A 23,483-nucleotide genomic window follows, 5' to 3' on the forward strand; every position below is an offset into this window, starting at 1 on the left:
AATCCAATTGCGGCGCGGCTGTCCGTCGAAATCGGTATGTGCACCACAGACGATCATCGCAGCTGTACTGGTGCAACTGTCGCTGCGCTCACCTCACTGCCAAGGACGACAAGAGGGAGAAGCAATCCATGACCGATCCCACTGAGATCTCCGAGTACGGCCCTGTCCGATGGTTCCCCACCGACGGCCTTACGCCCTCCCCCGGCATCGCGGACCGGTGCACAGTTGACGTCGTCCGGCAGGCCGTCGCCCACATCGAGGGCGTCGAGGTTACTTCGGTGGCGGTGAACACCAGCGGGCGCCACGAGATGGCGGTCGGTGGGGGACTTCCGGACTTCTGTGACGTACGTCTTCGGCAGCGCGGTCCAGGGGGGCACACCGCGGCGATCACTGTCTGGGTCCCGCTCGCCTGGAACGGCCGTTTCATCGGGACCGCGGGGGGCGGCACCCGCACCACGACCGATGTGCAGCACTCCGACGTCTTCCGCATCGTGACCCTGCAGCGGGCGCTGATGAACGGGTTCGCCGCCGCGTCGACGGACGCGGCGAACCGCGATGAGCGGCCTTCCAGCTGGGCACTGGACGTCGGAACCGGTGAACTGGACTGGGAGCTGATCCGCAACTGGGTGCATCGCAGCACCCACGACATGACCGTCGTGGGAAAGGCGGTTGTCGAAGGCATCCACGGCTCGGCCCCGCTGTACTCCTACTTCCAGGGGACCTCCGGTGGCGGACGACAGGCTCTGATGGAGGCGCAGCGCTATCCGGAGGACTACGACGGGATCTGGTCGGCGGAACCGGCGATCAACTGGTCCCGGTTCGTTCCCGCCGCGATCTGGCCCGTGCTGGTGATGAAGGAGTACGCCAACCCCCTCGCACCGGCGAAGCTCGAAGCCTTCCGGCAGGCGGTGATCGAGGCCGGGCGCGGGGCGGACGCCGCGACCCCGTTCGTCACCACATTCGACCCGCCCGTCTGGGATCCGCACGAACTGGTGGGCACCTCGACGGAGGCGGGGGTGATCACGGCCACCGATGCGACCGTCATGGGGAAGATCTGGGAGGGGCCGAGATCGCCCGACGGCGGCTTCCGCTGGTTCGGGCTGCGACCCGGGACCGAGAGCTGGGGGAGTACCGGCGCCGAGGCGGGGCTGGCGATGACGGCGGAGGTGGACGGCAAGCTGGTCCCGGCGCCGTTCCCCATAGCCGAGGCCTATGTCGGTGCCTGGGTGTGCCGTGACCCGGAGTGGGACTGGACCACACTCACCTTCGCGGAGTTCGACGATCTCTTCGATCGCAGTGTGCGGGAGTTCCACGAGCTGGACACCGACAGTCCTGATCTGTCGGAGCTGCGGGACCGCGGCGGGAAGCTGCTGCTCACCCACGGGCTCGACGACGAGGTCATCTTCGCCATGGGGACGGTCCACTACTTCCGCCGCGTGCTCGACGCGATGGGCGGCGTCGAGGGCACCGATTCGTTCGCGCGGTTGTTCCTCACCCCCGGCGACGGTCACTCCCACGTGACGGCCGCCGGTCCCGGCGTGACGCTCGCGGCGGGGATGGCCGCGCTGATGGACTGGGTCGAGAACGGCCGTGCCCCCGACGCGCTCCAGGTCAAGCGGTACGACCCGACGGGGAGCACGGTGACGATGACGGGAGCCGTGGGTGCCTACCCGTCCGCTCCCGCAACCAGGGAGCCCAGTATTCCGGAGAGTGCGTCCACAGCGGTTTCGCCGACGACCTGACCGGGTGCGGCGTTGTATCGATGATCAAGTGGAGGTCACGGCGGCGTGGCCACAGTGTGGAGGAGCGTTCGTGACTACGTCCAAGCCCGTGTGCCCACCGGTCGATCCTGAAATCGCGCCGGCGTTGAGACTGCTGTCGGAGGGGGTGCCACCGTCGATCACGCCGGAGATGATCGGGGCTGTCCGGGAGTACACGGCCGCCCAGCCTGTGACCGATGAGGCGCTGCGGCGCAACGGCACCATCGAATTCGAGGAGCGGACGGTTCCAGGGCCTGCTGGTGCGCCGGATATCGGGCTGCTCATCTGTCGTCCGGCAGGCGTTGTCGGCACCGTCGCCGGGATCTACCACACGCATGGCGGCGGAATGTTCACGGGTGACAATCGGACCCTGCTCAGCCCGCTGCTGGAATGGGCGGTGGAGTTCAAGGCCGTCGTGGTGTCGGTGGAATACCGGTTGGCGCCCGAACACCCCGACCCGGCTCCGATCGAAGACTGTTATGCCGGTCTGGTCTGGACCGCCGAACACGCCGATGAGTTGGGGATCGACCCTGCTCGCCTGCTCATCGCCGGGACCAGCGCCGGTGGTGGTCTCGCCGCCGGTACGGCCTTGCTCGCACGCGACCGCGGCGGGCCGGAGCTCATCGGGCAGATCCTGATGTGCCCGATGCTGGACGACCGCATGCGGACGCCGTCGAGCAGGATGCTGCACGGCGAGGCCACCTGGGACTTCACTTCGAACCAGACCGGCTGGACAGCCCTGCTCGGTGACCGGCGCGGGGGACCGGACGTGTCCGGCTACACCGCCCCCGCCCGCGCCACGGACCTGACCGGACTGCCGCCAGCGTTCCTCGATGTCGGCACGGTGGACACCTTCCGGGACGAGGTTGTCGACTACGCCACGCGTATCTGGCAGGCCGGGGGAACGGCCGAGCTCAATGTCTGGCCCGGAGGATTCCACGGGTTCACCGCGGTGGCCCCGGCAGCCGCGCTCTCGCAGGCCGCGGAATCCGCCCGTACCGACTGGGTCCGGCGGCAACTCGGCGAAGGAAAATAGTATACGAAGTGGCACTCGGCGGCGCCGCCGCCGAGTGCCACTGTGATTCCTGAAGGTTGCATATGAAAAACCCGCTTGCCGATAGCGCGAGTATTTCACCGCCTGACGTCCGGCCGTCGGGCGGTGATTTACGGTCTTCACCCCGACTGGTCATTGGGCTTCTGGTCGCTTCGGCGTTCGTCATGATCTTCAATGAGACGATCATGAGTGTGGCACTGCCGAATCTGATGAGCGATCTTTCGATCGGCGTGACCACTGCCCAATGGCTCACCAGCAGCTACCTTCTGACCATGGCTGTGGTCATACCCACCACTGGCTTCCTGGTGCAACGCTTTCCGTCAAGAGCTATCTTTCTGACCGCGATGGCGCTTTTCGTGGCAGGGACTTTGCTGGCCGCCTTGGCCCCCGGTTTCTCCGTACTCCTCGCCGGCCGGATCGTGCAGGCATCCGGCTCCGCGATGATGCTCCCCTTGTTGATGACAACGATCCTCAGGCTCATTCCCGGAGAACGGCGTGGCCGGGCCATGGGCACCATCTCCGTCGTCATCGCCGTCGCGCCGGCGATCGGTCCGACCATGTCGGGCTTGGTTCTCGCGCGGCTGGGCTGGCGGTGGCTGTTCTGGAGCGTGCTGCCTCTCGCGGTCTTCGCGCTCGTCTTCGGAGCCCTCCGCTTCCACCTCGCACCACGCGTGAGGCGCGTTCCTCTCGATGTTGTCTCAGTCGTCCTGTCGGCGATCGGGTTCAGCGGTCTTGTCTACGGGCTGAGCAGCATCGGTGAGGCCGCCAGTGGTGGGCACCAGGTGCTACCGCCCTGGAGCACCCTCGGCGCCGGAACTGTGGCCCTCGTCGCTTTCGTCCTCCGGCAGCTGCGGCTGCAGCGCACCGAGCGCGCGTTCCTCAACTTGCGGCCGCTGTCGTACCGGCCCTTCGTGCTCGCGGTGCTGCTGATGGGGCTGAGCATGGTGTCGCTGTTCGGATCGATCACTCTGCTGCCGCTCTACGTACAGAACGTCCAAGGCCGCGACACGCTGACCACCGGCCTGCTCCTCCTGCCCGGTGGGTTGGTCATGGGCCTGCTCGCCCCGTTGGTCGGGCGGCTCTACGACCGCCGTGGCCCGGTGCCGCTGGTCGTTCCCGGCGCGATCGTCCTGAGCGCGGCCCTGTGGTCGTTCACCACTCTCGACAGCGCGTCACCGCTCTGGCACGTCGTCGCTTTCCACGTCGGGATGAGTGTCGGCGTCGCGCTGATGCTCACTCCGCTGATCACCAACGCCCTCGGATCGCTTCCCGACGGGATCGACTCCCACGGCAGTGCGATCGTCAACACCTTGCAGCAGGTCGCAGGCGCGGCGGGAACAGCTGTTTTCATCACCGTGATGACGGCGAACTCCACAGCCCCGGGCGGGGCGGCCGACGCGCCTGGCCTGCACGCCGCATTCCTCGTTGCGGGGCTTCTCTCGCTCGCTGCGGTTGCCGTCTCGCTCCTGGTCCGGCGCACCAGCACGGGTGGCTCGTCGGCGAGGACCATGATCCACTGAGCCCAGGCTCATCCGACGGGTGGGCGCTCGTCGCGGGGGTTCGCCTGCTGAAACGCTTGTCCAGCGCGGAAGACGAGGGCCTCATCACCCGGTCGGCCGACAATCTGAAGGCCGACCGGCAGGTCGTCGACGAAGCCGCAGGGCACTGACATCGCCGGGAAGCCCAGCAGGTTGAACATGGCGGTGTGGCCTGTGTAGCGATACACCATCTCGGTCGACCACGGGGCCGCCAGTTCCTCGGGGCTTGGCGCGACCATGGTGCACGTCGCACTGACCAGCAGGTCGTGTTCCTCGAAGAAGCGCCGGGTCTGGTGCCAGACGCGCCCTCGAAGCTCTGCCCCGGCCTGGTACTCCGCGGGCGACGGACGCCGCTCTGGTCCGGGCAGTGAGCCGATCAGCGTGAACGGGTGGAACGTGGCGGCCATGGCGTCGTATGCGGGCAGCGGGTCGTCCCAACTCGTGTCTGTCCCGGTCACGGCGGCGCCGAGATCTTTCAGGCTGAACGCGGCCTCGCGGGCCGTCGCCACCACGCGCCGCGTCTCGTCCGACATATAGGTGCGCGAGAACCCGAAGTCGTCCGTCCACCCGATGCGCAGGCCCGCGATGCCGTCGTCGATGTGTTCCAGATAGTCGGGTGCCGCGAATGGGGAACAGGCGATGTCCCGGCCGTCCGGACCGGCCAGCACCTGCGTGACAATCGCTGAGTCACGAACGGATCGCGTGAGCGGCCCCGTCGACAGGAGGAGCGAAAGGGTCGGCCAGGGGTAGTCCACGACCGGGACCAGCCCCCGCGACACGTGCATGCCGACGATCCCGCACAGTGCGGCAGGCAGTCGAACTGAGCCGGCACCGTCCGTGCCGATCGCGACGGGAGTCAATCCGGCCGCGACGGCGGCACCACTTCCCCGGCTCGAAGGTCCTGGGTCACGGCTGAGGTCCCATGGATTCGCCGGAGTGCCGACGACGTCGCTGTCGGTGTGGAACTCGACCGGCATCCCGCCCAGCGAGCTGCGAGACCCCGCCAGCTGCTCGCGGCGATCAGCGCGGCTGGTCATCGCGGTCGTCCCGAGGATGACCGCCCCGGCGTTCCGCAGGCGTTCGACAGCGATGTAGTCATGAGGAAAGGAGGCGATTCCGGCAGCGGGTGCCGGCAGTCCCTTGACGCCGATGGTCTCCTTGACCGCGACCGGCACTCCATGGAGGACGCCGACGGGTTCGTTGGCCAGGACCTTGCGTTCGGCGGCCTTAGCCTGCTCTCGTGCACCGCTCGCGTCGACCGTAGCGAAGGAGAACAGCTTCGGATCGATCTCCTCGATCCGGTTCAGGAAGTGGTCGGTCACCTCGACAGGCGAGATATCCTTCTCGACGGCCAGCTCTCGCAGGCGCCATGCGGGCAGCCAGGTCAGGTCCTCCGGCATGTTCTCTCCTCAGCTCTCCGGTACAGCCTCGCAAAGGCCGGATCGTTCGTTCCCCGTCGATTCCGGTGCCCTCCGACGTCGGAGCGAGCTAAAGGTGAGAGTACGGCGACGGTGTTTCAGGGCAGGCTGCCATCTGGCGTCGAGTCGGACTGGAGTCCCGCCACACGGCGGTTGAGATTGCCGAAGGCACAGGACGTCACGTGTCCCTTTCTTTTTCCTTCCTTTCGGCTGTCCCGAGGGCAGGGGTTGCCCACCACGGTGCGCGTGGGGCAACCGCGCCCAGGCGGTGTGCCGGACAGGGACAGGTCAGACAGGGAGAGGTCAGCAGTGACGGGCAGGCGCGGGAAGTCCGTTCCCGGAACGTGTGCTCGCCGTTTGGCGGATTTGCCCGAAGAGTCCCAGCCAGATGGCGCGTCCGACGGTGTCGCTCCTCACTCAGACTCCCTTGAAGTGGTCACGAGGACGTGACCTCGGTGAAACGGAGTGAGTGTGACCACGGTGGCAGCCAATGCGCATCCCCCGGTTGATCCGGAGATTGCTGACGTTTTCGCCGTCGCACGTGCGAATCTTCCGTCGAGCGCGACGACGTCCGCAGCCCAGTACATCGCCGCGAGGCGGGAGATGGTGAGCGGTGCGGCGGCGACGGACGAGAGCCTTTCCCGTGGCGGTGCGATCGCGATCCAGGAGCTGACCGTACCGGGTCCTGCCGGTGCGCCGGATGTCCCGCTGCTTGTGTTGCGCCCGGTCGGCATGACCACGCAGGCGGCGCCCGGCATCTATGCGATCCACGGTGGCGGGATGATCGCCGGCGACAACAGGACCAGGATCGACACCTTCGTGGACTGGGCGGTCGAGTTCGGGGCGGTGCTCGTGTCAGTGGACTACCGTCTCGCCCCGGAGTGCCCGGATCCGGGACCGGTGGAGGACTGCTATGCCGGTCTGTCGTGGACGGCCGAGCACGCTGAAGAACTAGGCATTGACCCGGCCAGGCTGATCGTCGCAGGGGGGAGCGCCGGTGGCGGACTCGCGGCTGGCGTCGTGCTCATGGCCAGGGACCGAGGCGGCCCGGCACTGCTGGGCCAGGTGCTGATGAGCCCGATGGTCGACGACCGGCACGAGACCCAGTCCAGCACGATGCTCGACGGGGTGGGTGTCTGGGACCGGAACGCGAATCTCATCGGCTGGACGGCGCTGCTGGGGGAGCGCCGAGGCGGGCCGGACGTCTCCGTCTACGCGGCACCGGCACGCGAGGCCAACCTCGCCGGGCTGCCGCCGGCGTTCATCGACGTCGGTGAGGTCGACGGATTCCGCGACGAGGACGTGACGTACGCGACCCGGATCTGGCAGGCGGGTGGAGCCGCCGAACTTCATGTCTGGCCGGGCGGCCTGCACGGGTTCGACCAGTTGGTGCCCGGGGCGGAGGTATCCCGAGCCGCGATCTCGACCCGGACCGACTGGGTCCGTCGGCTGCTCAGCAGCCAGGCGTAGGACCACCCCCGAGACCCGAACAGACGCTAGTACAGGGCTAGTCCGAAGGAGGATGTCGTGCAGCAGGCAGCATTGATTCAGGTCACCCAGGAAATGGTGCCGATGCGGGATGGCATCCGCCTCGCGACCAGCATCCACCACCCCGCGGGTGAGGGGCCATGGCCAACGGTGCTATTCCGTACGGGATATGGGAAGGACGAACCCTATTCCGGACTGGACCAGATGGGCAGAAGGGCGGCCGAGCTGGGATTCGCCTATGTCGCTCAGGACGTCCGGGGCCGGTACGGCTCGGAGGGTGACTACGAGCTTGCCCTGAACGATCGAACGGACGCGTACGACACGGTCGACTGGCTGGTCGCACAGCCCTGGTCGAACGGCGCGGTGGCGCTGGGCGGAAGCTCCTACCTGGGCCTCACCGCATTGCTGGGAATGGTCGGCAACCACCCGGCGGTCAAGGCCGTGGCGTCCTCGCTGGCGGGCGGGATTTTCGACGGCTTCGGCTACTACGCACCAGGTGTCGCGCAGATCGACGTGCTGGTGATCTGGCCGCTCGCCAGTATTCTCCAGGACGCGCTGAGGCGCAGCGGGGCGGCTGTCACGGACCCGGTCGTCCTGAAGTTGATCGAGTTCCCGCTGCGGGACGTCGCGGCTGAACTCATGGCGGCGACACCCCCGACCCCCGAACGTCTCGCCGAGTTGGTCTCGCAAATCCAGACTCTCATGGCGGAGCAGGTCGAGACGGTCGGCCGGATCTACCAGCGCCCGCCGCACGAGGTCATCCAGCTCCTGGCCGAGCACATTCCGTGGGTGAAGGAATGGGCTTCGCACCCGGATCCCGGCGACTCCTACTGGCTGTCGCGAGATATCTCCTCCGGTATGGAGGACGTGACAGCGCCGGCACTCTATGCCACTGGATGGCACGACCTCTTCATTCGTGGCGCGATTCGCACGTATCTGCGCGTGCAGGCCAACCCGAATTCGGGACCACAGAAGCTGGTGATCTCCCCCTATTCGCATTACGGCACCATGTTTCCCGTGTCCGAGTGGACTCCGCAGGATGTGATGACGCCCGACGCCATGGAGATAGGTTCGGTTTCGTACGCCCCCAACTCGGTCATGACCCGTTGGTATGAACGCTTCCTCAAGGGTCATGACAACGGCATCGATACCGAGGCGCCGATCAGTATCTACGTGCAGCGGGCCAATGTCTGGCGTGACGAATGGGAGTGGCCGCTGGCGCGGACCGAGTGGACGCGGCTCCACCTCCGCGGCGGCGGAGCCGCGAACACCGCGGCCGGTGACGGCCGGCTCTCGGCCACGCCGCCCGGCGACGAACCCCCCGACTCGTACAGCTACGACCCTAAGGATCCGGTGCCGACCCGCGGCGGCACGACCCTGGGCACGGGATCTCCGGCCGGCATCACCGACCAGTCCGACGTCGAGACCCGCCGTGACGTCCTCGTCTACACGGGGGATCCGGTGGAGTCCGGGGTCGAGGTGACCGGCCCGGTGACGGTCGAGCTCTGGGTCACCACATCCGCGGTGGACACCGACTTCACGGCCAAGCTCACAGACCTCGCCCCCGACGGCCGGTCGACCAACGTCTGCGACGGGGTCACCCGGCTGCGCTACCGCCCGGAGGCCCCTGGGCTCGTCACGCCCGGTGAGGTCCAACGGATCACGATCGAACTGACGCCGACGAGTTATCTGTTCCTGCCCGGCCACGCCTTCCGGCTGCAGATCTCGTCCAGTAACTATCCCTTGCAGGACGTCAATCTCAACACGGGCGAAAGCAGTCTTCTCGGCGACAGTTCGGTGATCGCGCGGCAAACCGTCCTGCACGACGACAGGCACCCGTCCGTACTCGTGCTGCCGGTCATCCCGACGTGATGTGGGCGTCGTGCCCGTTAACCAAGGTCAACCAAGGCGTTCACCTGTTGCGGGCATGACGCTTCGCTGCGTCCTTCGAGACCGTAAGACGTTCGTACGGACCGACTGTCAGACCAGACCTCGGCGCGCATCGCCAGGGCGGCCAGGATCAGGTCGCGGTTGTCGAGGGCCGGGGTGCCGTCGGGAAGTTCTGGCCGTCCTCGAATCCGATGCGGGCCTGGTGGCAGTCCTCCAGGGCGGCTCTGAGCACCGGCCAGACCGTCGCGGCCTCGCCGTGGTGAAGGAGCGGGCAGGTGACGCCGGCGGCGAGGATGGCGGCGGCCATGGTCCGGGCGTGCGTCACCGCTGTGCCGGGGTCCTCGTCCATGGGCTCGATCAGGATGCGCACCTTGCGGTGAAGGGTGGGTGAGGCGAGGAGGGCGGGGACGCCGTCCATGCTCCAGATCGCGCTCTCAAAGCCCATGCCACGAGCCACCACGAGCGCAGCGGTCTCGGTGGCGCCATCCTCGCTGAAGGCGACGGAGGCGAAGTCGGGCAGCACCTCCCATGCCTCGACCAGGGCGAGGCGTTCTTCCGGGCCGGAGCAGGTCCACAGCCCGGTGGTCGTACCGATCACCGGGTCGGGGGCCGCCGCTCGGACTTTGCGCAGCACGGCGGCGAGTGCGTCGGGACAGCTGGTCTGGCCCTCCGCACCGTCCCTGACGTGCAGATGTACCGCGTTCGTGCCGGCGGCGAGTTCCGCGGCCGTCACCGGGGCGGCGGGGTATTCGGACGTGGTCCGTCCACCGTTGACGGCGGCCTTGAGGAACACGGTGGTCCTTCGGAGGCGTACGGGAACGTGACAGCAACATCAGTCGGTCAGGAGGCCAGCAGCTTCTCGACGACTGCCGTGGCGCCGGTCAGTGCGCCGAGCGGTTCGCCCTGCCGCAGGTCGGCGATCAGGCCGGGTTCCTCGGCGTCATCGGCGATCGCCTCGTCCAGCACGGCGGCGAGCCGCCCTGCGGGGGCGATCAGCAGGCCGTTGGCGTCGCCGAGCACGAGGCCGCCGGGTGCACGGGCATTCCGGCGCAGGTGACAGGGACATTCAGGCCGCCGTCGGCGATGCCGTGCAGTTTCGTGGTGAGCAACGACAGGCCGTAGGCGTAGACGGGCAGACCGATGGCGCTCAGCGCGTCGATGTCGGTGCAGACCCCGTCCACGACCGCGCCCGCCGCGCCGCGGGCGGAGACGGCGTTGGCGACGGCCTCGCCGAGGGGGGCGTGCCGACGATCGCCGCCGCAGTCGACCACCGCCACGTCACCGGGCCGCACGAGACTTGCGGTGTGGTGCAGCAGGACCGAGCGTCAGCCGGCGTCAGGGCCTATCGGCGTGGGGCCGAAGATGCGGCGGAGGTAGCTGAGCCTGGCCGTGATCGCCGCACGCGTGACCTCCGCCTTCGGTGCGACGCCCTCGGAGCCGTGCATCGCGCCGGCCCAGATGTGCAGATCCACCGGCACACCTGCCTGCGCGAGCCGGGCCCCGTAGTCGATGGTCTCGTCACGGAAGGTGTCCGCCGATCCCGCGTCGAGATAAGCCGGAGGAAGGCCGCTGAGGTCGGTCGCTCGCGACGGCGCCGCGTACGGGCTGACGTCCGGGCCCCCGCACTCGTCGCCGAGGATCGCAGACCACCCGGTCCGGTTCGACGTACGGTCCCAGATGACGTTCTCGAAGTGGCTGGAGACCGTGATCTCCCGGTCGTCGAGCATTGGGCTCAGCAGAACCTGATGGCTGACCGCCGGGCCGCCCCGGTCTCGGGCGAACAACGCCGTGGCTGCGGCGACCCCCCCTCCGCCACTGGCCCCGAACAGGGCGATCCGGTCCGGGGCGACGCCCAGCGACGCCGCGTTCTCCGCGACCCAGAGCAGACCGGCGTACCCGTCATGCACCTGTGCCGGATGCGGGTGCTCGGGCCCGACCCGGACGGCGACCACCACCGCCACCACGTTGAAGTCGGCCACCCAGTCGAGCAGGCCCAGAATGTCGACCGCCATACGGGTGCCGCTGGCCACTTTGCCGCCACAGTGGGTGAAGCAGATCCCTGGGCGGGGCCCGGAGCCTGCGGTCGGCCGGAGGACGAGAACGGGTACGTCGGGTCCTCCCTCGAACCCGGGAACGGTGAGCTCCTCGAACTCCACTCGACCGCCGTGGCGAAGGGTCTCATCGCTGGCAGACAGAGCCATGGCCTGTTCCCGGAGCGCGGGGATTCCGTCCGGCGTGAGGCTTGTGACGCCCATCCGGGTCGGGCTGTTGTCCCCGGCTGAATTCGTGGTCACAGCGGCCTCGACCTCGGGGTCCAGGACCGGGCGGGTAAGGTCCGTCATCGTTTTTCTCGCTCTCGTCGACTGGGCGGTTGCTCGTGGGGTGCCGGATGCCGGATGCCGGATCCGGAGGCGCAGCCGCACCCCGCAGGGCACGGAGGCACCGGCGTAACGGCCTGCCGGAGGAACCGACAGACCGTTAGGCAAGACTGAGGTCACCTCCGGGGCGAGCGGCGTGCCTGCGGTGAGTGTGCGCGGGTCACGAGCGCTCTTCGGGTGGTACGAACAGCCTCAGAAACAGGGCCACATCATGTCTGGGAGATCCGCGCCGCATCGCCGAAGTGGATGTGACTCACTCGACGAAGGCATGCGGCGTGTCGGCCGGGTCACGCGGGGAGGTCAGCGGCTGCCGTGGCGGCCTGTCCGCGCTGGGCGGCGACAAGCGCCAGAGCGGTGATCGTCCCTGCGGCGGCGATGATGCCCGGGACCAGGAAGCTGAATCTGACACCCGAGAGGGAGTAGAGCGGGATCCCGTTCATCATGGTCGCGAATGAGCTGTTCAGTATCGCGATCACCACGACCGGAACAGCCGACGAGAAGACGCTGATCATGACCGATGCCATTCCCGCGATGGTCGCCTGCAATGTGGAGGGGACCAATTCGATGATCAGGTTGTATGCCGATCCTGCCGCCATTCCGACGCCGACGCCGACAACCGCGATGGGGACGAGGATCCCGGCCGCCGAGGTAATGGTCGCGGCGGACGCCACCGCACCGACGACGGTGATGACCTGTGAGATGACGAGGGTTCGCGCCGGGCCCACCCGCTGTGTGAGCTGTCCTCCGATGATGCCGCCGATCAGGACCCCGAGACTGAAGGGGGCGAGATACCTGGCGATGCCGAGGGAGTCGGTGCCGAAACCGTATCCGAGCCCCAGCACCGGAGGTGTCTGGGAGACAATGCTGATCATGAGGAAGAAGCAGGCGCCGCTACCGCCGGCCAACCCGGCGATCAGCATGGTCAGCACCAGCGGCCGCTGCTTCAGGAAACGCACATCGACCAGGGGTTCGCGGGTGCGCAGTGCCTGGAACACCCACAGCACCAGCACTGCCAGCCCCGTGATGAAGAGGCCTGTCGTCTTGAGCGAGAGCCATCCCCAGCCCTCGCCGAGGCTGATGGCGGCCAGTACCGCCGCCAACGCCGCTCCCAGCAACAGGGCACCCAAGAAGTCGACTCGTCCCTGGGCGCGGACCGGGGACTCCGGGATGAGCGCCCGCACACAGGCGGCGACGACCAGCGCCATAACCGCGGGGAACCAGAAGACGCTACGGAAGCCCGTGCCGTCGACCAGCCAGCCCATGAAGTAGGGCATGCCCGCGGTGAGCAGGCCGGACCCGGTGGCGACGACACCCACACCGACGGCGATGGTCTTCACGGGGAAGGTCTGGCGGACCAGGGAAATGCAGAGGAACGGCGCCGCGAGGACAGCCCCCTGGAGAGCCCGGCCCGCGAGCAGCCAGCCGAACGTCGGCGCCACCGTGCACAGCAGCGATCCAGCAGCGCTGATGAGCAAGGTGATGATCAGGAGTCTTCGCTTGCCGTGGAGATCGGCGTACTTGCCCAGAATCGGCGCCCACACCGCGCCGACGAGGGTGACAGCGGTCGTGATCCATGCGGATTGACTCGTGTGGTAATGCGTGAGGATCTTCGGCAACGCGACCAGTGGCGCGGCGTAGATAATCGAGGCGACTTCCACGGAAAGAACCAGCATCAGCAGCCAGCTGAGTGTCTTGGGCGTCCACCCCCCGCCGTCGGTCGTCGGCACGGGGGCGGTTTCTGGCGGCATCTCGGCCTCAGTACCCGCGGTCGATTGTGTTGACATGGAGAGCCCTTTCGCAGAAGCGGACAGGAGGATGACCGGCGTTGTACGACGCCAGATCGATTCCGCATACGAGACGGAATGCGGGGGGCGGCGCCGTGTAGTGACTAGTTCTGAAACTGGCCGACGAAGGCGCTCCCGATGGGGATCGCACAGTCCGGCCCACTGCCCATGACAGTGCGGTTGGTCACCGCAGCGAATCGGTCATGGTGTGCCCTTCTCCTGCGCTGCAACATGGTGATGTTCACCGGATGGAGCGGCGTCGTTCCATGACATGGAGTGTGTCGCTCACGTAACATCCACGAGCCCTACATATGGCGGGAATCGGTGCGAAATATCCGCCATCCGGCGCGGGGGATCTTCTTTTGGGGCGAGGTACGTAGTGACTCATGAGGGCTTCCTCGACGGCGTCCGCGTCCCGACTCCACACTGTTGATCAGCGCGGGACCATACGTGTCGGCGTCGGCTGAACTCGGCCGTCGTCGAGAGTACGGATCAGGCCGTCGAGTCGGATGACCCCGCGGTTCAGCATGGGGTTCGCAACGATATGGCGCACCAACGCCGCGAACCCGGCAGGTCACCGAGCCGGGAGGGATATGCGGAACCTGGCGGCGGAGGGATTACCTCACCTCCGGCCTCCAGGGGGAGGCCCGAGGTGAGCGGAGTGCCGAAGACCCACGTGCGATGGAGACGACTCAGATCTGGTGCTGAGCCAGCCCTCGTACGGCGGGCAGGATCAGCCGGGAGAAGCCGACCGCGTGTCGCGATCCCCGCGCAGGTGACAGCGACACGCAGCGTGCCGAGCCGGAGGCGGACTCCACCGCGGCCTGAACAGTGACAGGGTCGGTCACATCGCAGGGCACGAACCGGGCTGCCGATTCGGAAGCGGCCGGCTTGGCGGCGACTTGGTCGCAGCCCGACGGCATGGCCTGCTGCCCTGAGGACAGACCGACTGCGTGGGGCCGACAGGGGAGCAAGCCGGTCTGCGCGGTCGCGCAACGAGGTGACGAGTTGCGTGTTCGACCAAGACGCAGCCTCCCCTGATGAGCGAGCCCAGATCACGACTCCAGACACGTCCTACGTGTGGGACACCCAGACCTGAGCGCGGTCAAGGCGGGCTGATGCGCGGTCGAGGGGCTCAGGGACTGAGTAGTCGTCGTACCCAGCCGGTTCGGGTCGATATCGACACTTGGGACACAGCTGCCTGCGGGAAGATCTGATCGAAGCCGTGGACGGCTCCGGGCCAGATGTGGAGTTCGGCCGAGCCGCCGGCCTGCCAGATGCGGGTGGCGTAGTCGACGGCCTCGTCGCGGAACACCTCTACTTCGCCGACGTCGATGAATGCGGGGGGCAGTCCTGCGAGGTCGCGTTCTCGGGCGGGGGCGGCGTAGCTGGAGACATCGGGTCCGCCTCGCCGGTCGCCGAGCAGCGCGGTCCAGCCGGTGAGGTTGGAGGTGCGGTCCCATATGCCCTCGCCGTCGAGCATGTGGCTGGAGGGGGTTTCGTTGCGGTCGTCGAGCATCGGGCACATCAGGAGCTGGCCGATCAAGGGCGGGCCGCCGCGGTCGCGGGCCATGAGTGCCATGGCGGCCGCCAGTCCGCCACCGGCGCTTCCGCCGACGACGAGCAGTCGGGCCGGGTCGATGCCGAGCTCCTCGGCGTGCTCTCCGGTCCAGACCAGGCCGGCGTAGCAGTCCTCCACCAGGGCCGGGTCGGGGTGCTCGGGAGCCAGCCGGTACTCCACCGATACCAGCACCACGCCCAGTTCCACCACCCAGTCGAGGAAATTGTCGATGCCGGCCCTGTTGTCGCCGCCGATCATTCCGCCGCCGTGCGTCACATAGATGCCCGCGCTCGGCGCCGTCGTGCCACTGGGCCGACAGACGAGCAACGAGATGTCCGGGGCGTCCGCGGGGCCGGGCACTGTTATCTCATTGAATTCAATGGCGCCGCCCCTTCGCAATTCCTCATCCGAAATCAGATATTCGGGATTCACCTCGCGCAGCTTCTTTATGTCCTCTGCCGTGATGGTGGTGGGTGCGCCCTTGCCCAGAAGTGCCAGCCCTGCGGCGATTTCTGGGTCGATCGGCGGATGGCAGATCCGGATAGTGGTCATACACACTCCAGTTTTTCTGGCCACACCATTGTAGCCACTGCAGATAATTCTCAGTGACGAAACTCACCGGCTCGAGCGCCAATCGGCGGAGATATCGCCCAGGCACCCGCCATCCGGCGGGCGGTGGCACTTCCCGGCCTTGGATTCGGTGCCGGGACCGTGGGCGTCCGCTGGACCGCGCCAGTTGGCGGGGATGTCCCGCCATTTGACGAGTACGGGAGCGCGGTCACCCATCTATGTTGAAACAGGATCATAGGCGATCGCGTGGATGGGATAAACGGATGAGCTTCATCGTGGACACTGGCGTCCAGGTTCCTGTTCGGGACGGATCCCTTCTCGCGACGACTGTCTGGCGTCCGGCGAGCGGAGCACCCGCGCCGACGCTGCTCATGCGCCATCCCTATGGCACAGACATCACCTCGGGGTATGGCGGCACCCAGAGTCCTGACATCCTCGCTCTCATGGCGGCCGGATACGCGGTCGCGGTGCAGGACTGCCGGGGGGCTTTCCACTCGGAGGGTGTGTTCACCCCTCATGTCGACGACCGGAACGACGGTGTCGACACGGTGGCGTGGCTGGTCGAGCAGGAGTGGTGCGACGGGAGGGTGGGCACCTACGGCGCGTCCTACGGGGGGTTCGTCCAGTGGCTGACAGCCTCCACCGGTGTCGAGGCCCTGAAGGCGATGGTCCCGACCGTGACCTCGGACGACTTCTACCTGTCGCCGTGGTACTCGCCGGGCGGCGCGCTCTCACTGGAGACCGTGTTCTCCTGGACCACGATGGTGGCTCTCATGCGGGCCCAGTTCGAGGTCAGCGGTGGTGGTGGGGATCCGAAGGAACTGATGGCGCTCGCCGAGGTCATGGCCGACCCGCGGGGAGCCATGAGCGTGGCGCCCACCAGTTCGCAGGAACTGCTGGAGAGGCATCTGCCCTGGCTGGGGGATGTGCTGCGGCACCCGAGCCGCGATGAGTACTGGCAGCGTCTCGGCCCTGTGCGAGACGTCTCGTCCATCACCGTGCCGGCGCTGAACATCGGCGGCTGGTACGACCTGTTCGTCACCCAGACCGTGCGCTCCTACACCACCATGCGCGAGGGCGGTGGAAGTGTGGAAGCCCGGGAGGGGCAGCGGCTCGTCATCGGCCCGTGGGCGCACACGCCGGGCGGTGACACAGGCATCTATCCGGACCGGCACTTCGGTATGGCCGGAAGCGTCGTCGGCTCGCAGCTGACCGACATCCAACTGCGTTTCCTCGACCGCTGGCTGCGGGGCAACGAGGACGCACTGGAGGGTACGGCCCCGGTGCGGATCTTCGTCATGGGCCTGGACCAGTGGCGTGACGAGCAGGAGTGGCCGCTGCCCGACACCCAGTACACGGACTACTTCCTGTCCGCTTCCGGCCCCGCCAACACCGCCGAGGGCGCCGGTCTGCTGTCCAGCGCGGAACCGGAGTCCGAGAAGCAGGACACTTACCTGTACGACCCGCGGCGGCCGGTCCCGACCCTCGGCGGCAATATTGTCGCCCTGGCTCCGCAGGATCTCGCGGGGCCGGTGGACCAACGCCCGGTCGAGGCCCGAGACGACGTGCTGTGCTTCACCACTCCGGTGCTCGAGAACCCCGTCGAGGTCACCGGCCCGGTGTCGCTCACCGTGTTCGTGTCGTCCTCGGCGGCGGACACCGACTTCACGGGCAAGCTCGTCGATGTCTTCCCCGACGGCCGCGCCATCATTCTGTGCGAGGGCATTCAGCGCGGCCGGTACCGCAACTCGCTGGCCGATCCGGAGCTCATGCAGCCCGGCGAGATCTACGATATAACGCTCAACATGTCCGTGACGTCGAATGTCTTCCTGCCAGGACACCGGATCCGCCTCGAGGTCTCCAGCAGCAACTTCCCCCGCTACGACCGCAACGGCAACACCGGCGGCGTCATCGCCGAAGAGACCGAGGCCGACATGGTCATCGCCGTCAACCATCTCCACCACGGCCCCGCACACCCCAGCCGGCTCACCCTTCCCATCATCGATCGGTGAGTGTGCAGGGACGGGCATGACGGTGTCCGTCCGCGGTCGTCAGCGCCACCGGCGGTCAGGTGATTTCCTGAGGGCCGGTGGCGTTCATGCCCTCCGGCATCGAGGCCTCCTGCGCCACAATGCCACGGCATTGTCCTGCGCCATGCCGGCATCCGTCAGAGCGCGGTGGGTGAGTCGTGGCCGGTGGCGGGGAAGGCCTGCTCAGCCCAGATGATCTTGCCGGTGGGGGTCTGACGGGTGCCCCAGTGGTCGGTGAGCTGGGCGACAAGCAGCAGACCGCGTCCGCCTTCGTCAAAAATGCGGGCGCGCCGTAGGTGCGGGGCGGTGCTGCTGGGGTCCGAGACCTCGCAGATGAGCGTGGCGTCCTTGATGAGGCGGAGCTGGATGGGGCCACCGCCGTAGCGGATGGCATTGGTGACGAGTTCGCTGACCACCAGTTCCGTCGTGAAGGTGATGTCTTCCAGACCCCAGGCCGTCAACTGGTTGGCGGTGTGCTTGCGGGCATCGGTGACGACAGCGGGGTTGGCGGGCAGATCCCAGGCGACCACCTGACCGGCGTCGAGAGCGTGGGTGCGGGCGAGGAGAAGGGCGATGTCGTCGGTGGGGCGTGTGGACAGCAGGGAGTCCAGGACGAGGTCGCATGTTCCCTCCAGCGACGGGGAGGGCTGACTCAGGGCTTGGCCGAGGAGGGCGAGCCCGGCGTCGATGTCCCGGTTGGAGGTCTCGATGAGGCCGTCGGTGAACAGGGCGAGCAGGCTGCCTTCGCGCAGCTCGACATCGGCTGTTTCGAAGGGGAACCCGCCCACGCCCAGTGGCGGGCCGACCTGCAGCTCCAGGAACTCCACCCCGCCGTCGGGGCTGACCACGGCGGGCAGCACATGCCCGGCGCTGGCCAGGGAACAGGTGCGGGAGACCGGGTCGTAGATCGCGTACAGGCAGGTGGCACTGATCTCGCCGGCCGGTGACGATGCCTCCCGTTCCAGGCGGATGACCACGTCGTCGAGGCGGGTCAGCAACTCGTCGGGTGCCAGGTCGACGTCGGCGAGGGTGCGTACCGCTGTCCGAAGCCGGCCCATGGCCGCAGAGGCGTGCAGACCGTGGCCGACCACGTCGCCCACCACCAGGGCGACCCGGGCTCCGGACAACGGGATCACATCGAACCAGTCGCCGCCCACACCCGCGCGAGAACCGGCGGGAATGTAGCGGGAGGCGACTTCCACGGCGGACTGCCGCGGTGTGTGCCGGGGCAGCAGGCTTTGCTGAAGGGCGATCGCGGTGGTGCGTTCGCGGGTGTAACGGCGGGCGTTGTCGACGCACACCGCTGCCCGGGCCGTGATCTCCTGGGCGAGCCGCAGGTCGTCCTCATCGAAGGGGTAGGGCGTTCGGTGGCGGAAGAACTGCGCGAGTCCCAGAGTGGTTCCGCGGGCCTGCAGCGGCACCACCAGCAACGAGTGGATTCCATACGTCACGGCGCTGCGCGTGCGGCCCGGATGCGCAGCCACCCACTTGGGAACGGCGGCGCCTTCGAGGTGGTGCCGGGAGGGGATCCCGGTGGCCAGGGCGCGGGACGGATCCGAGTCCTCAGGATAGCTGTGGGTTCGCCCGACGTGGATCACCGCTTCCGGGCAGCCCTCCAGCACGGACTGCTGGGCAACCCGCCGGAAGACGAGCGGTGTCGCCTCCTGATCCGATTCCTCGCCCTGGAGCGCGGAGTCCAGGAGATCGACGATCACGAAGTCGGCGAAGCGGTCGGTGCCCACATCCGCCAACTCCTGCGCGGTTCGGGAGACATCCAGGGTGCTGCCGATCCGGATGCTGGCCTCGTTCACCAGGGAAAGCCGTCGGCGAGCCCAGTACTGCTCGGTGGTGTCGTACAGCGCGGTGCCGACGCCCCGTATCTGTCCCTCCGGGTCCTTCAACGGAAAGAACACTGTCGACCAGGAGCGCTCGCGGCTCTCGGCAGGTGCCCGTCCGACGAAATCACCGGACACCACGTCCCCCATACGCAGCGCCCGCTCAGCGAGGGCAGGGAACTCCTCGGCACCGGGGAAGAACTGTCCGGGCTCTGTCTCGCCCATCCGCAGCCCGAGGGATTCCGTCTCCGCCTTCCCCGCCAGGGCACGGGATGCGTCGTTGAACCCCATGATCCGTCCGTGTCTGTCGCCCACCGCCACGGCCATCGGAAGCTGGGTCAGTGCCCACTTCTTCAGCTTGTCGGCGTCGGGCTCGTTGTCCGGTTGCTCGGGGGCACTGGCCGACACGATCCACAGCGGGCCGCCGGTGGCGCCCTGGAGCGGCTGCGCGAGAACCGCCAGCTCCAGCCGATAACCGTCGCGGTGCCGCGCCGAGACCACCCCGCTCCACGCCTCCCGCGCGGCATACCCTCGCTTGGCCGCAGCAGGCAGTTCCGTGGCAAGTAGGCCGTGCACAGACTGTCCCACCACTTCGGCGGGTTCGTATCCAAGCATGCGCTCGGCGGCCATACCCCAAGCCGAGACTCTGCCACGACTGTCGACCGCCGCCAGGGTCTCTGCCACCGAGGGCATCCCCGCTACGTCGGCGTCCGCGTCGGCAGCGACACCCTCGCCAATGGATCTGTCTCTCGCATTCCGCACAGGTGACTCCTTCCCCCAGTCTTCCGCACGATCCCGGGTCTGACCACTCACAAGCGGCGTCGGCGTCGGCTCCGAAGCGGTAACGCCCACGCTTGCACGGTTCCGAGGGGGACGGCTCGGCGGGATCGGCCGCCCGGCGCCTCGCGACGACTCGGCCGCTGATCGGGATGCGCGAACAAGATCGCTGGGTAAGGGCGCGACGGCGAGGTCGTGAGCTGGAACCACGAGCGCCAGCGGTACGACGGAGGTGCCCGTGCCCGAATCGTGGGCCGGCATAGACGCAGGCAAGACCCACCACCACTGCACTGTGATCAACGCCGAAGGACAGCGGCTGGTGTCGCGGAAGATTGCCACCGACGAGGTCTCACTCTGGACCTCGTCGGTGATGTCTTCCAATTGGACGACGGCGTCGCCTGGGTAATCGGCGTGAAGAGCGGTGGTGCCGCCCTGCTGATCGTCTTGGCCGGTGAACGACGGGCAGCAGTTGCACTAAATCCACAGCCGGACAGGCCACTCATCGCGCCTCCGAGGGCTACCGCGGCGAGGGCAAGACCGGCGGGGAGGACCATCGCGGTCGCGGTGTTCTCCGGCTGGTCGGGCCGAATGACAGATCGGTTCCATGCCTTGTCGGCGAAGCGCTCCACCTGGCGGGCAGATCGGGGAATCGAGTCAGTAGACCCCCGGCCCACCGGCTGCGAGATCGATCATCGTCTTGCGGGACACGGCGGGATTGCGTGCGGTCATGAATCTCTCCGTCGGGTTGAAGTCCCGGGAAGGGGGGAGCCGTATGCCCAGCTCATGTCGTCCGGCGGTCGAGGACGCCGGTGACGACGGCGTGGGTTTCGGCGAGCGGGGGATGGGTGACGAAGTGGCCGAAGGTGTCGTTGGCGAAGAAGGTCACTCCGTCGCAGCGATCGCCGTACTGGCGGTAGACCTGGTGCTGGTACTCGAAGTTCTTCCGGTCGTCCAGGTGGACGCGGTACGTGTACCAGGGGTCGACGAAGTCGAAGGAGAACAGCACTTTCGGGCCGCCGCCGTGCTGGTCGCGGATACGCAGTCGGCTCTCCAGATTGGGGATGATCTGTGTGCGTTCCACCAGCACCGCGAAATTGCTGACCATGACCGCGTCGAGACGGCGGTAGTTCTCCGGGCTCATGGCCCATCGTTCGCCCTCGACCTCGGCGGGCCAGTAGGAGTCCATCCAGTAGATGAGCCTGTCGCCCATCTGTTCCCGCAGCCCGTCGAAGAATCGGGTGATCCCGGCCCGGCGTTCGGGGGTCGGCTCGGGAGCGTTGTCCGGATGCCAGAAGCCGAGGAGGCCGAACTGGTTGCCCAGGAAGACTCCGTCCAGCTCCATGTCCCGGGTGAAGGCAGCGGTCTGCGCCGCGACGAAGTCACCCGTGCACAGGCCTTCTTCGATGCCCTGCGGGTAAGCGGCGTACGCACGCTCGTCGGCGCGCAGCGAGGAGCACACGTCGATCACGCCCGTGGCCATGGTGCCGCCCGCGTCCGCGCTGCCCGGTGCGCCCTCGGGATGGCGGTGGGTCTTCCACTCGCTGCGGCAGAACTCGGGTCCGGGCTCGAGGTATTCCAGCAGCCGAAGCTCTATGCCCCGGCGGTCCGCTTCCTCCCGCAGCGCGGCGTAGATGCGCTGCAGCACCCGATACGTCATGACCTGCTCGCTGAGGATGAACATCGGCCCGGCGCAGTACGGGTTGTACGAGCGTTCGCCACCCTCGCGCACCCGCAGGAGCCAGTTGAGGTTGTGCGCCATCGCATCGGCGTGTTCGCCGGCGTAGCAGTTGTAGCGGGCCCAGTCGAAGGAGTCCTGAACGTTCTCGAGGCCGCGGTAGTTGAGGATGTGGTCGCCATTGCCCGCGCAGAAGACGACGACCACCTGGTCGGCCGTAGTGGTCCACTCCGCGTAGTGGTCGAAGAACTCCCGCACCCGAGGCAACGGATCGCTCAAATCAGGGAAGATCTTCGGAGTCAGCCACAGACATACCTGGTGCTTGGCAGCCGCCTTGTCGGACGCCACGATGTGAGTCTCCTGTCGTGAAGTGAACGTAAGTTGCCCGGTCGTACGTCGCACGGCGCCAGCCGCCTGATGGGGCCGGCGCCGACATGATCAGCAGCCGCGGCGGTCGGCTGTGTACAGCACCAGCGTCGAAGACGACGGTGTCGAGGGCGGAGCCTGCCGTCCCGCCCGCGGCCTCGGCGGGTGTCCACCACTGGGCGTTGAGGGTGGCCGCGCCGACTCCCCGCAGGATGTTGCGGCCGCTGGTCGCGTTCATGGACGGTGCTCCCTGCTGCTGTGAAGGGAAGACGTGATTGACCGGCTGTGACGGGTGTACGTCGGTGACCGGCCGGAGGAAGAGGGAGTCCGCGCGGGGGATCAAGGCACGGGCGGGGGAGGGGCGGTGCTGCCGCGCACGACGAGCCGGGTGGGAAGGTCCGTACGGGTGTCGTCGACGTGCAGCCCGTGCAGCAGGCGCACCAGGGTGCGCAGGGCCGTGGCTGCCATCTCGGCGATCGGCTGGTGCACGGTTGTCAGACCCGGTACCAGGCGGCGAGCGTCGGGGATGTCGTCGAAGCCGACCACGCTGAGGTCGTCCGGCACGCGCAGCCCGCGCCGACCGGCCGCCCGCAGGACTCCGAAGGCCATCTCGTCCGAACAGAGGAAGAGGGCAGTGGGCGGCTCCGGAAGGTCCAGCAGTTCTCCCGCAAGCTGCTCGGCCCGGTCGGTATCGAAGCCGGCATGACGTACGTATTCCGGCCTGGGCTTGATCCACGCGGACGTGAGTGCCTGACGGTAGCCGTTGATACGGGCGTTGCTGCTCGGCATCCGCCGGTGACCGCCCAGCACCGCGATCCGCCGGTGGCCCAGGGCCAGCAGATGTTCGGTGGCGGCCCGGCCGCCGGAGCGATTGTCGGCTCCGACGGCGGGCACACCGGGCGGCGGCTCCACGCCTGGCTCCAGGACGGCGTACGGGATTCGACGGCGGGAGAGCCAGAGGTGCTGGGTGGGGTTGAGCCTTGTACCGGCGAACAGCACTGCGGACGTCCCGTGGGCCGCCAGTCGGTCCAGGCGCCCCGCGCGGTCCCGCAGCCATGAGGAGACCACAATGCCGAGGCCCAACTCGGCGCCGGCCGCTTCCGCTCCGCGCAGCACCTCGCCGGACCAGCCGCTTCCGAAGCCGGGCAGTACCACGTCCACCAGGGGGACGGGACCGGACGGGGCCGACTGCGGCCGTCGTACATAGCCTGCCTTGCGCACCGCTTCCTCCACCCGTAGCCGGGTCTCCGGCGCAACGTTCTCCCGGCCGTTGACCACCCGGGAGGCGGTGGGGACCGAGACACCCGCGATCTGGGCGATCTGGGCGAGCGTCGGCAGCGACGTCGTACGTGGCATGGT

The 23,483-nt window shown here is 67.8% G+C and carries 17 protein-coding genes; 7 read left to right on the forward strand and 10 right to left on the reverse strand.

Annotation, left to right across the window (positions count from 1 at the left end; translation table 11 throughout):
* Positions 1 to 128 precede the first annotated feature (128 nt).
* From OG787_RS46695 to OG787_RS46705, 3 genes are all read left to right on the forward strand, one after another.
* Positions 129 to 1,742 carry a tannase/feruloyl esterase family alpha/beta hydrolase gene (locus OG787_RS46695; RefSeq protein WP_405539588.1) on the forward strand — a complete coding sequence of 538 codons (1,614 nt, stop codon included), beginning with the start codon at positions 129 to 131 and terminating at the stop codon, positions 1,740 to 1,742.
* Positions 1,743 to 1,812: 70 nt separating this feature from the next.
* Positions 1,813 to 2,796, forward strand: a complete 984-nt coding sequence (locus tag OG787_RS46700; protein WP_405540779.1) for an alpha/beta hydrolase — start codon at positions 1,813 to 1,815, stop codon at positions 2,794 to 2,796.
* 146 nt (positions 2,797 to 2,942) lie between these two features.
* The gene (locus OG787_RS46705) at positions 2,943 to 4,334 is read left to right on the forward strand and encodes a DHA2 family efflux MFS transporter permease subunit (protein WP_405540780.1); all 1,392 of its coding nucleotides are present in this window, start codon (positions 2,943 to 2,945) and stop codon (positions 4,332 to 4,334) included.
* Between the two features lie 8 nt (positions 4,335 to 4,342).
* Here the strand turns inward: OG787_RS46705 and OG787_RS46710 are convergent, their stop codons facing one another.
* Complete coding sequence (locus OG787_RS46710; RefSeq protein WP_405539589.1) at positions 4,343 to 5,752, reverse strand: amidase; 1,410 nt, start codon at positions 5,750 to 5,752, stop codon at positions 4,343 to 4,345.
* A gap of 489 nt (positions 5,753 to 6,241) precedes the next feature.
* On the opposite strand from OG787_RS46710, the gene OG787_RS46715 reads away from it, so the two are divergent.
* Positions 6,242 to 7,240, forward strand: a complete 999-nt coding sequence (locus OG787_RS46715; protein WP_405539590.1) for an alpha/beta hydrolase fold domain-containing protein — start codon at positions 6,242 to 6,244, stop codon at positions 7,238 to 7,240.
* Between the two features lie 57 nt (positions 7,241 to 7,297).
* Positions 7,298 to 9,130, forward strand: a complete 1,833-nt coding sequence (locus OG787_RS46720) for a CocE/NonD family hydrolase (protein ID WP_405539591.1) — start codon at positions 7,298 to 7,300, stop codon at positions 9,128 to 9,130.
* 148 nt (positions 9,131 to 9,278) lie between these two features.
* Here OG787_RS46720 and OG787_RS46725 read toward each other — a convergent pair whose 3' ends face one another.
* The 6 genes from OG787_RS46725 to OG787_RS46750 all read right to left on the reverse strand — a co-directional run bounded on the left by OG787_RS46725 (position 9,279) and on the right by OG787_RS46750 (position 15,423).
* Positions 9,279 to 9,941, reverse strand: a complete 663-nt coding sequence (locus OG787_RS46725) for a 3-keto-5-aminohexanoate cleavage protein (protein WP_405539592.1) — start codon at positions 9,939 to 9,941, stop codon at positions 9,279 to 9,281.
* Positions 9,942 to 9,988: 47 nt separating this feature from the next.
* Entirely contained in the window at positions 9,989 to 10,168 is a 180-nt protein-coding gene (locus tag OG787_RS46730) for a hypothetical protein (protein WP_405539593.1), read from the reverse strand.
* Positions 10,141 to 10,440, reverse strand: coding sequence for an RraA family protein (locus OG787_RS46735; RefSeq protein ID WP_405539594.1), 300 nt, complete (start codon positions 10,438 to 10,440; stop codon positions 10,141 to 10,143). Before OG787_RS46735 ends, OG787_RS46730 begins: the two co-directional genes overlap by 28 nt.
* Positions 10,441 to 10,473: 33 nt before the next feature.
* Positions 10,474 to 11,490 (reverse strand): alpha/beta hydrolase fold domain-containing protein, encoded by a 1,017-nt coding sequence (locus OG787_RS46740; RefSeq protein ID WP_405539595.1) that lies wholly within the window; start codon positions 11,488 to 11,490, stop codon positions 10,474 to 10,476.
* A 323-nt stretch (positions 11,491 to 11,813) separates the two neighbouring features.
* The gene (locus OG787_RS46745) at positions 11,814 to 13,274 is read right to left on the reverse strand and encodes an MFS transporter (protein WP_405539596.1); all 1,461 of its coding nucleotides are present in this window, start codon (positions 13,272 to 13,274) and stop codon (positions 11,814 to 11,816) included.
* A 1,171-nt stretch (positions 13,275 to 14,445) separates the two neighbouring features.
* Positions 14,446 to 15,423 carry an alpha/beta hydrolase gene (locus OG787_RS46750; protein WP_405539597.1) on the reverse strand — a complete coding sequence of 326 codons (978 nt, stop codon included), beginning with the start codon at positions 15,421 to 15,423 and terminating at the stop codon, positions 14,446 to 14,448.
* A 281-nt stretch (positions 15,424 to 15,704) separates the two neighbouring features.
* On the opposite strand from OG787_RS46750, the gene OG787_RS46755 reads away from it, so the two are divergent.
* Positions 15,705 to 17,453, forward strand: coding sequence for a CocE/NonD family hydrolase (locus OG787_RS46755; protein WP_405539598.1), 1,749 nt, complete (start codon positions 15,705 to 15,707; stop codon positions 17,451 to 17,453).
* A 155-nt stretch (positions 17,454 to 17,608) separates the two neighbouring features.
* Here the strand turns inward: OG787_RS46755 and OG787_RS46760 are convergent, their stop codons facing one another.
* The gene (locus OG787_RS46760) at positions 17,609 to 19,999 is read right to left on the reverse strand and encodes a SpoIIE family protein phosphatase (RefSeq protein ID WP_405540782.1); all 2,391 of its coding nucleotides are present in this window, start codon (positions 19,997 to 19,999) and stop codon (positions 17,609 to 17,611) included.
* Between the two features lie 322 nt (positions 20,000 to 20,321).
* Between OG787_RS46760 and OG787_RS46765 the strand changes: the two genes are divergently transcribed.
* Positions 20,322 to 20,489: a transposase gene (locus OG787_RS46765; RefSeq protein ID WP_405539599.1), complete on the forward strand. Its 168-nt coding sequence runs from the start codon at positions 20,322 to 20,324 to the stop codon at positions 20,487 to 20,489.
* Between the two features lie 375 nt (positions 20,490 to 20,864).
* On the opposite strand, the gene OG787_RS46770 is transcribed toward OG787_RS46765, so the two are convergent.
* The gene (locus tag OG787_RS46770) at positions 20,865 to 22,106 is read right to left on the reverse strand and encodes a hypothetical protein (RefSeq protein ID WP_405539600.1); all 1,242 of its coding nucleotides are present in this window, start codon (positions 22,104 to 22,106) and stop codon (positions 20,865 to 20,867) included.
* Positions 22,107 to 22,463: 357 nt separating this feature from the next.
* The gene (locus OG787_RS46775) at positions 22,464 to 23,480 is read right to left on the reverse strand and encodes a LacI family DNA-binding transcriptional regulator (protein WP_405539601.1); all 1,017 of its coding nucleotides are present in this window, start codon (positions 23,478 to 23,480) and stop codon (positions 22,464 to 22,466) included.
* Positions 23,481 to 23,483: the final 3 nt, after the last annotated feature.

The sequence above is a fragment of the Streptomyces sp. NBC_00075 genome (assembly GCF_045041225.1).
Classification (GTDB): domain Bacteria; phylum Actinomycetota; class Actinomycetes; order Streptomycetales; family Streptomycetaceae; genus Streptomyces; species Streptomyces adonidis.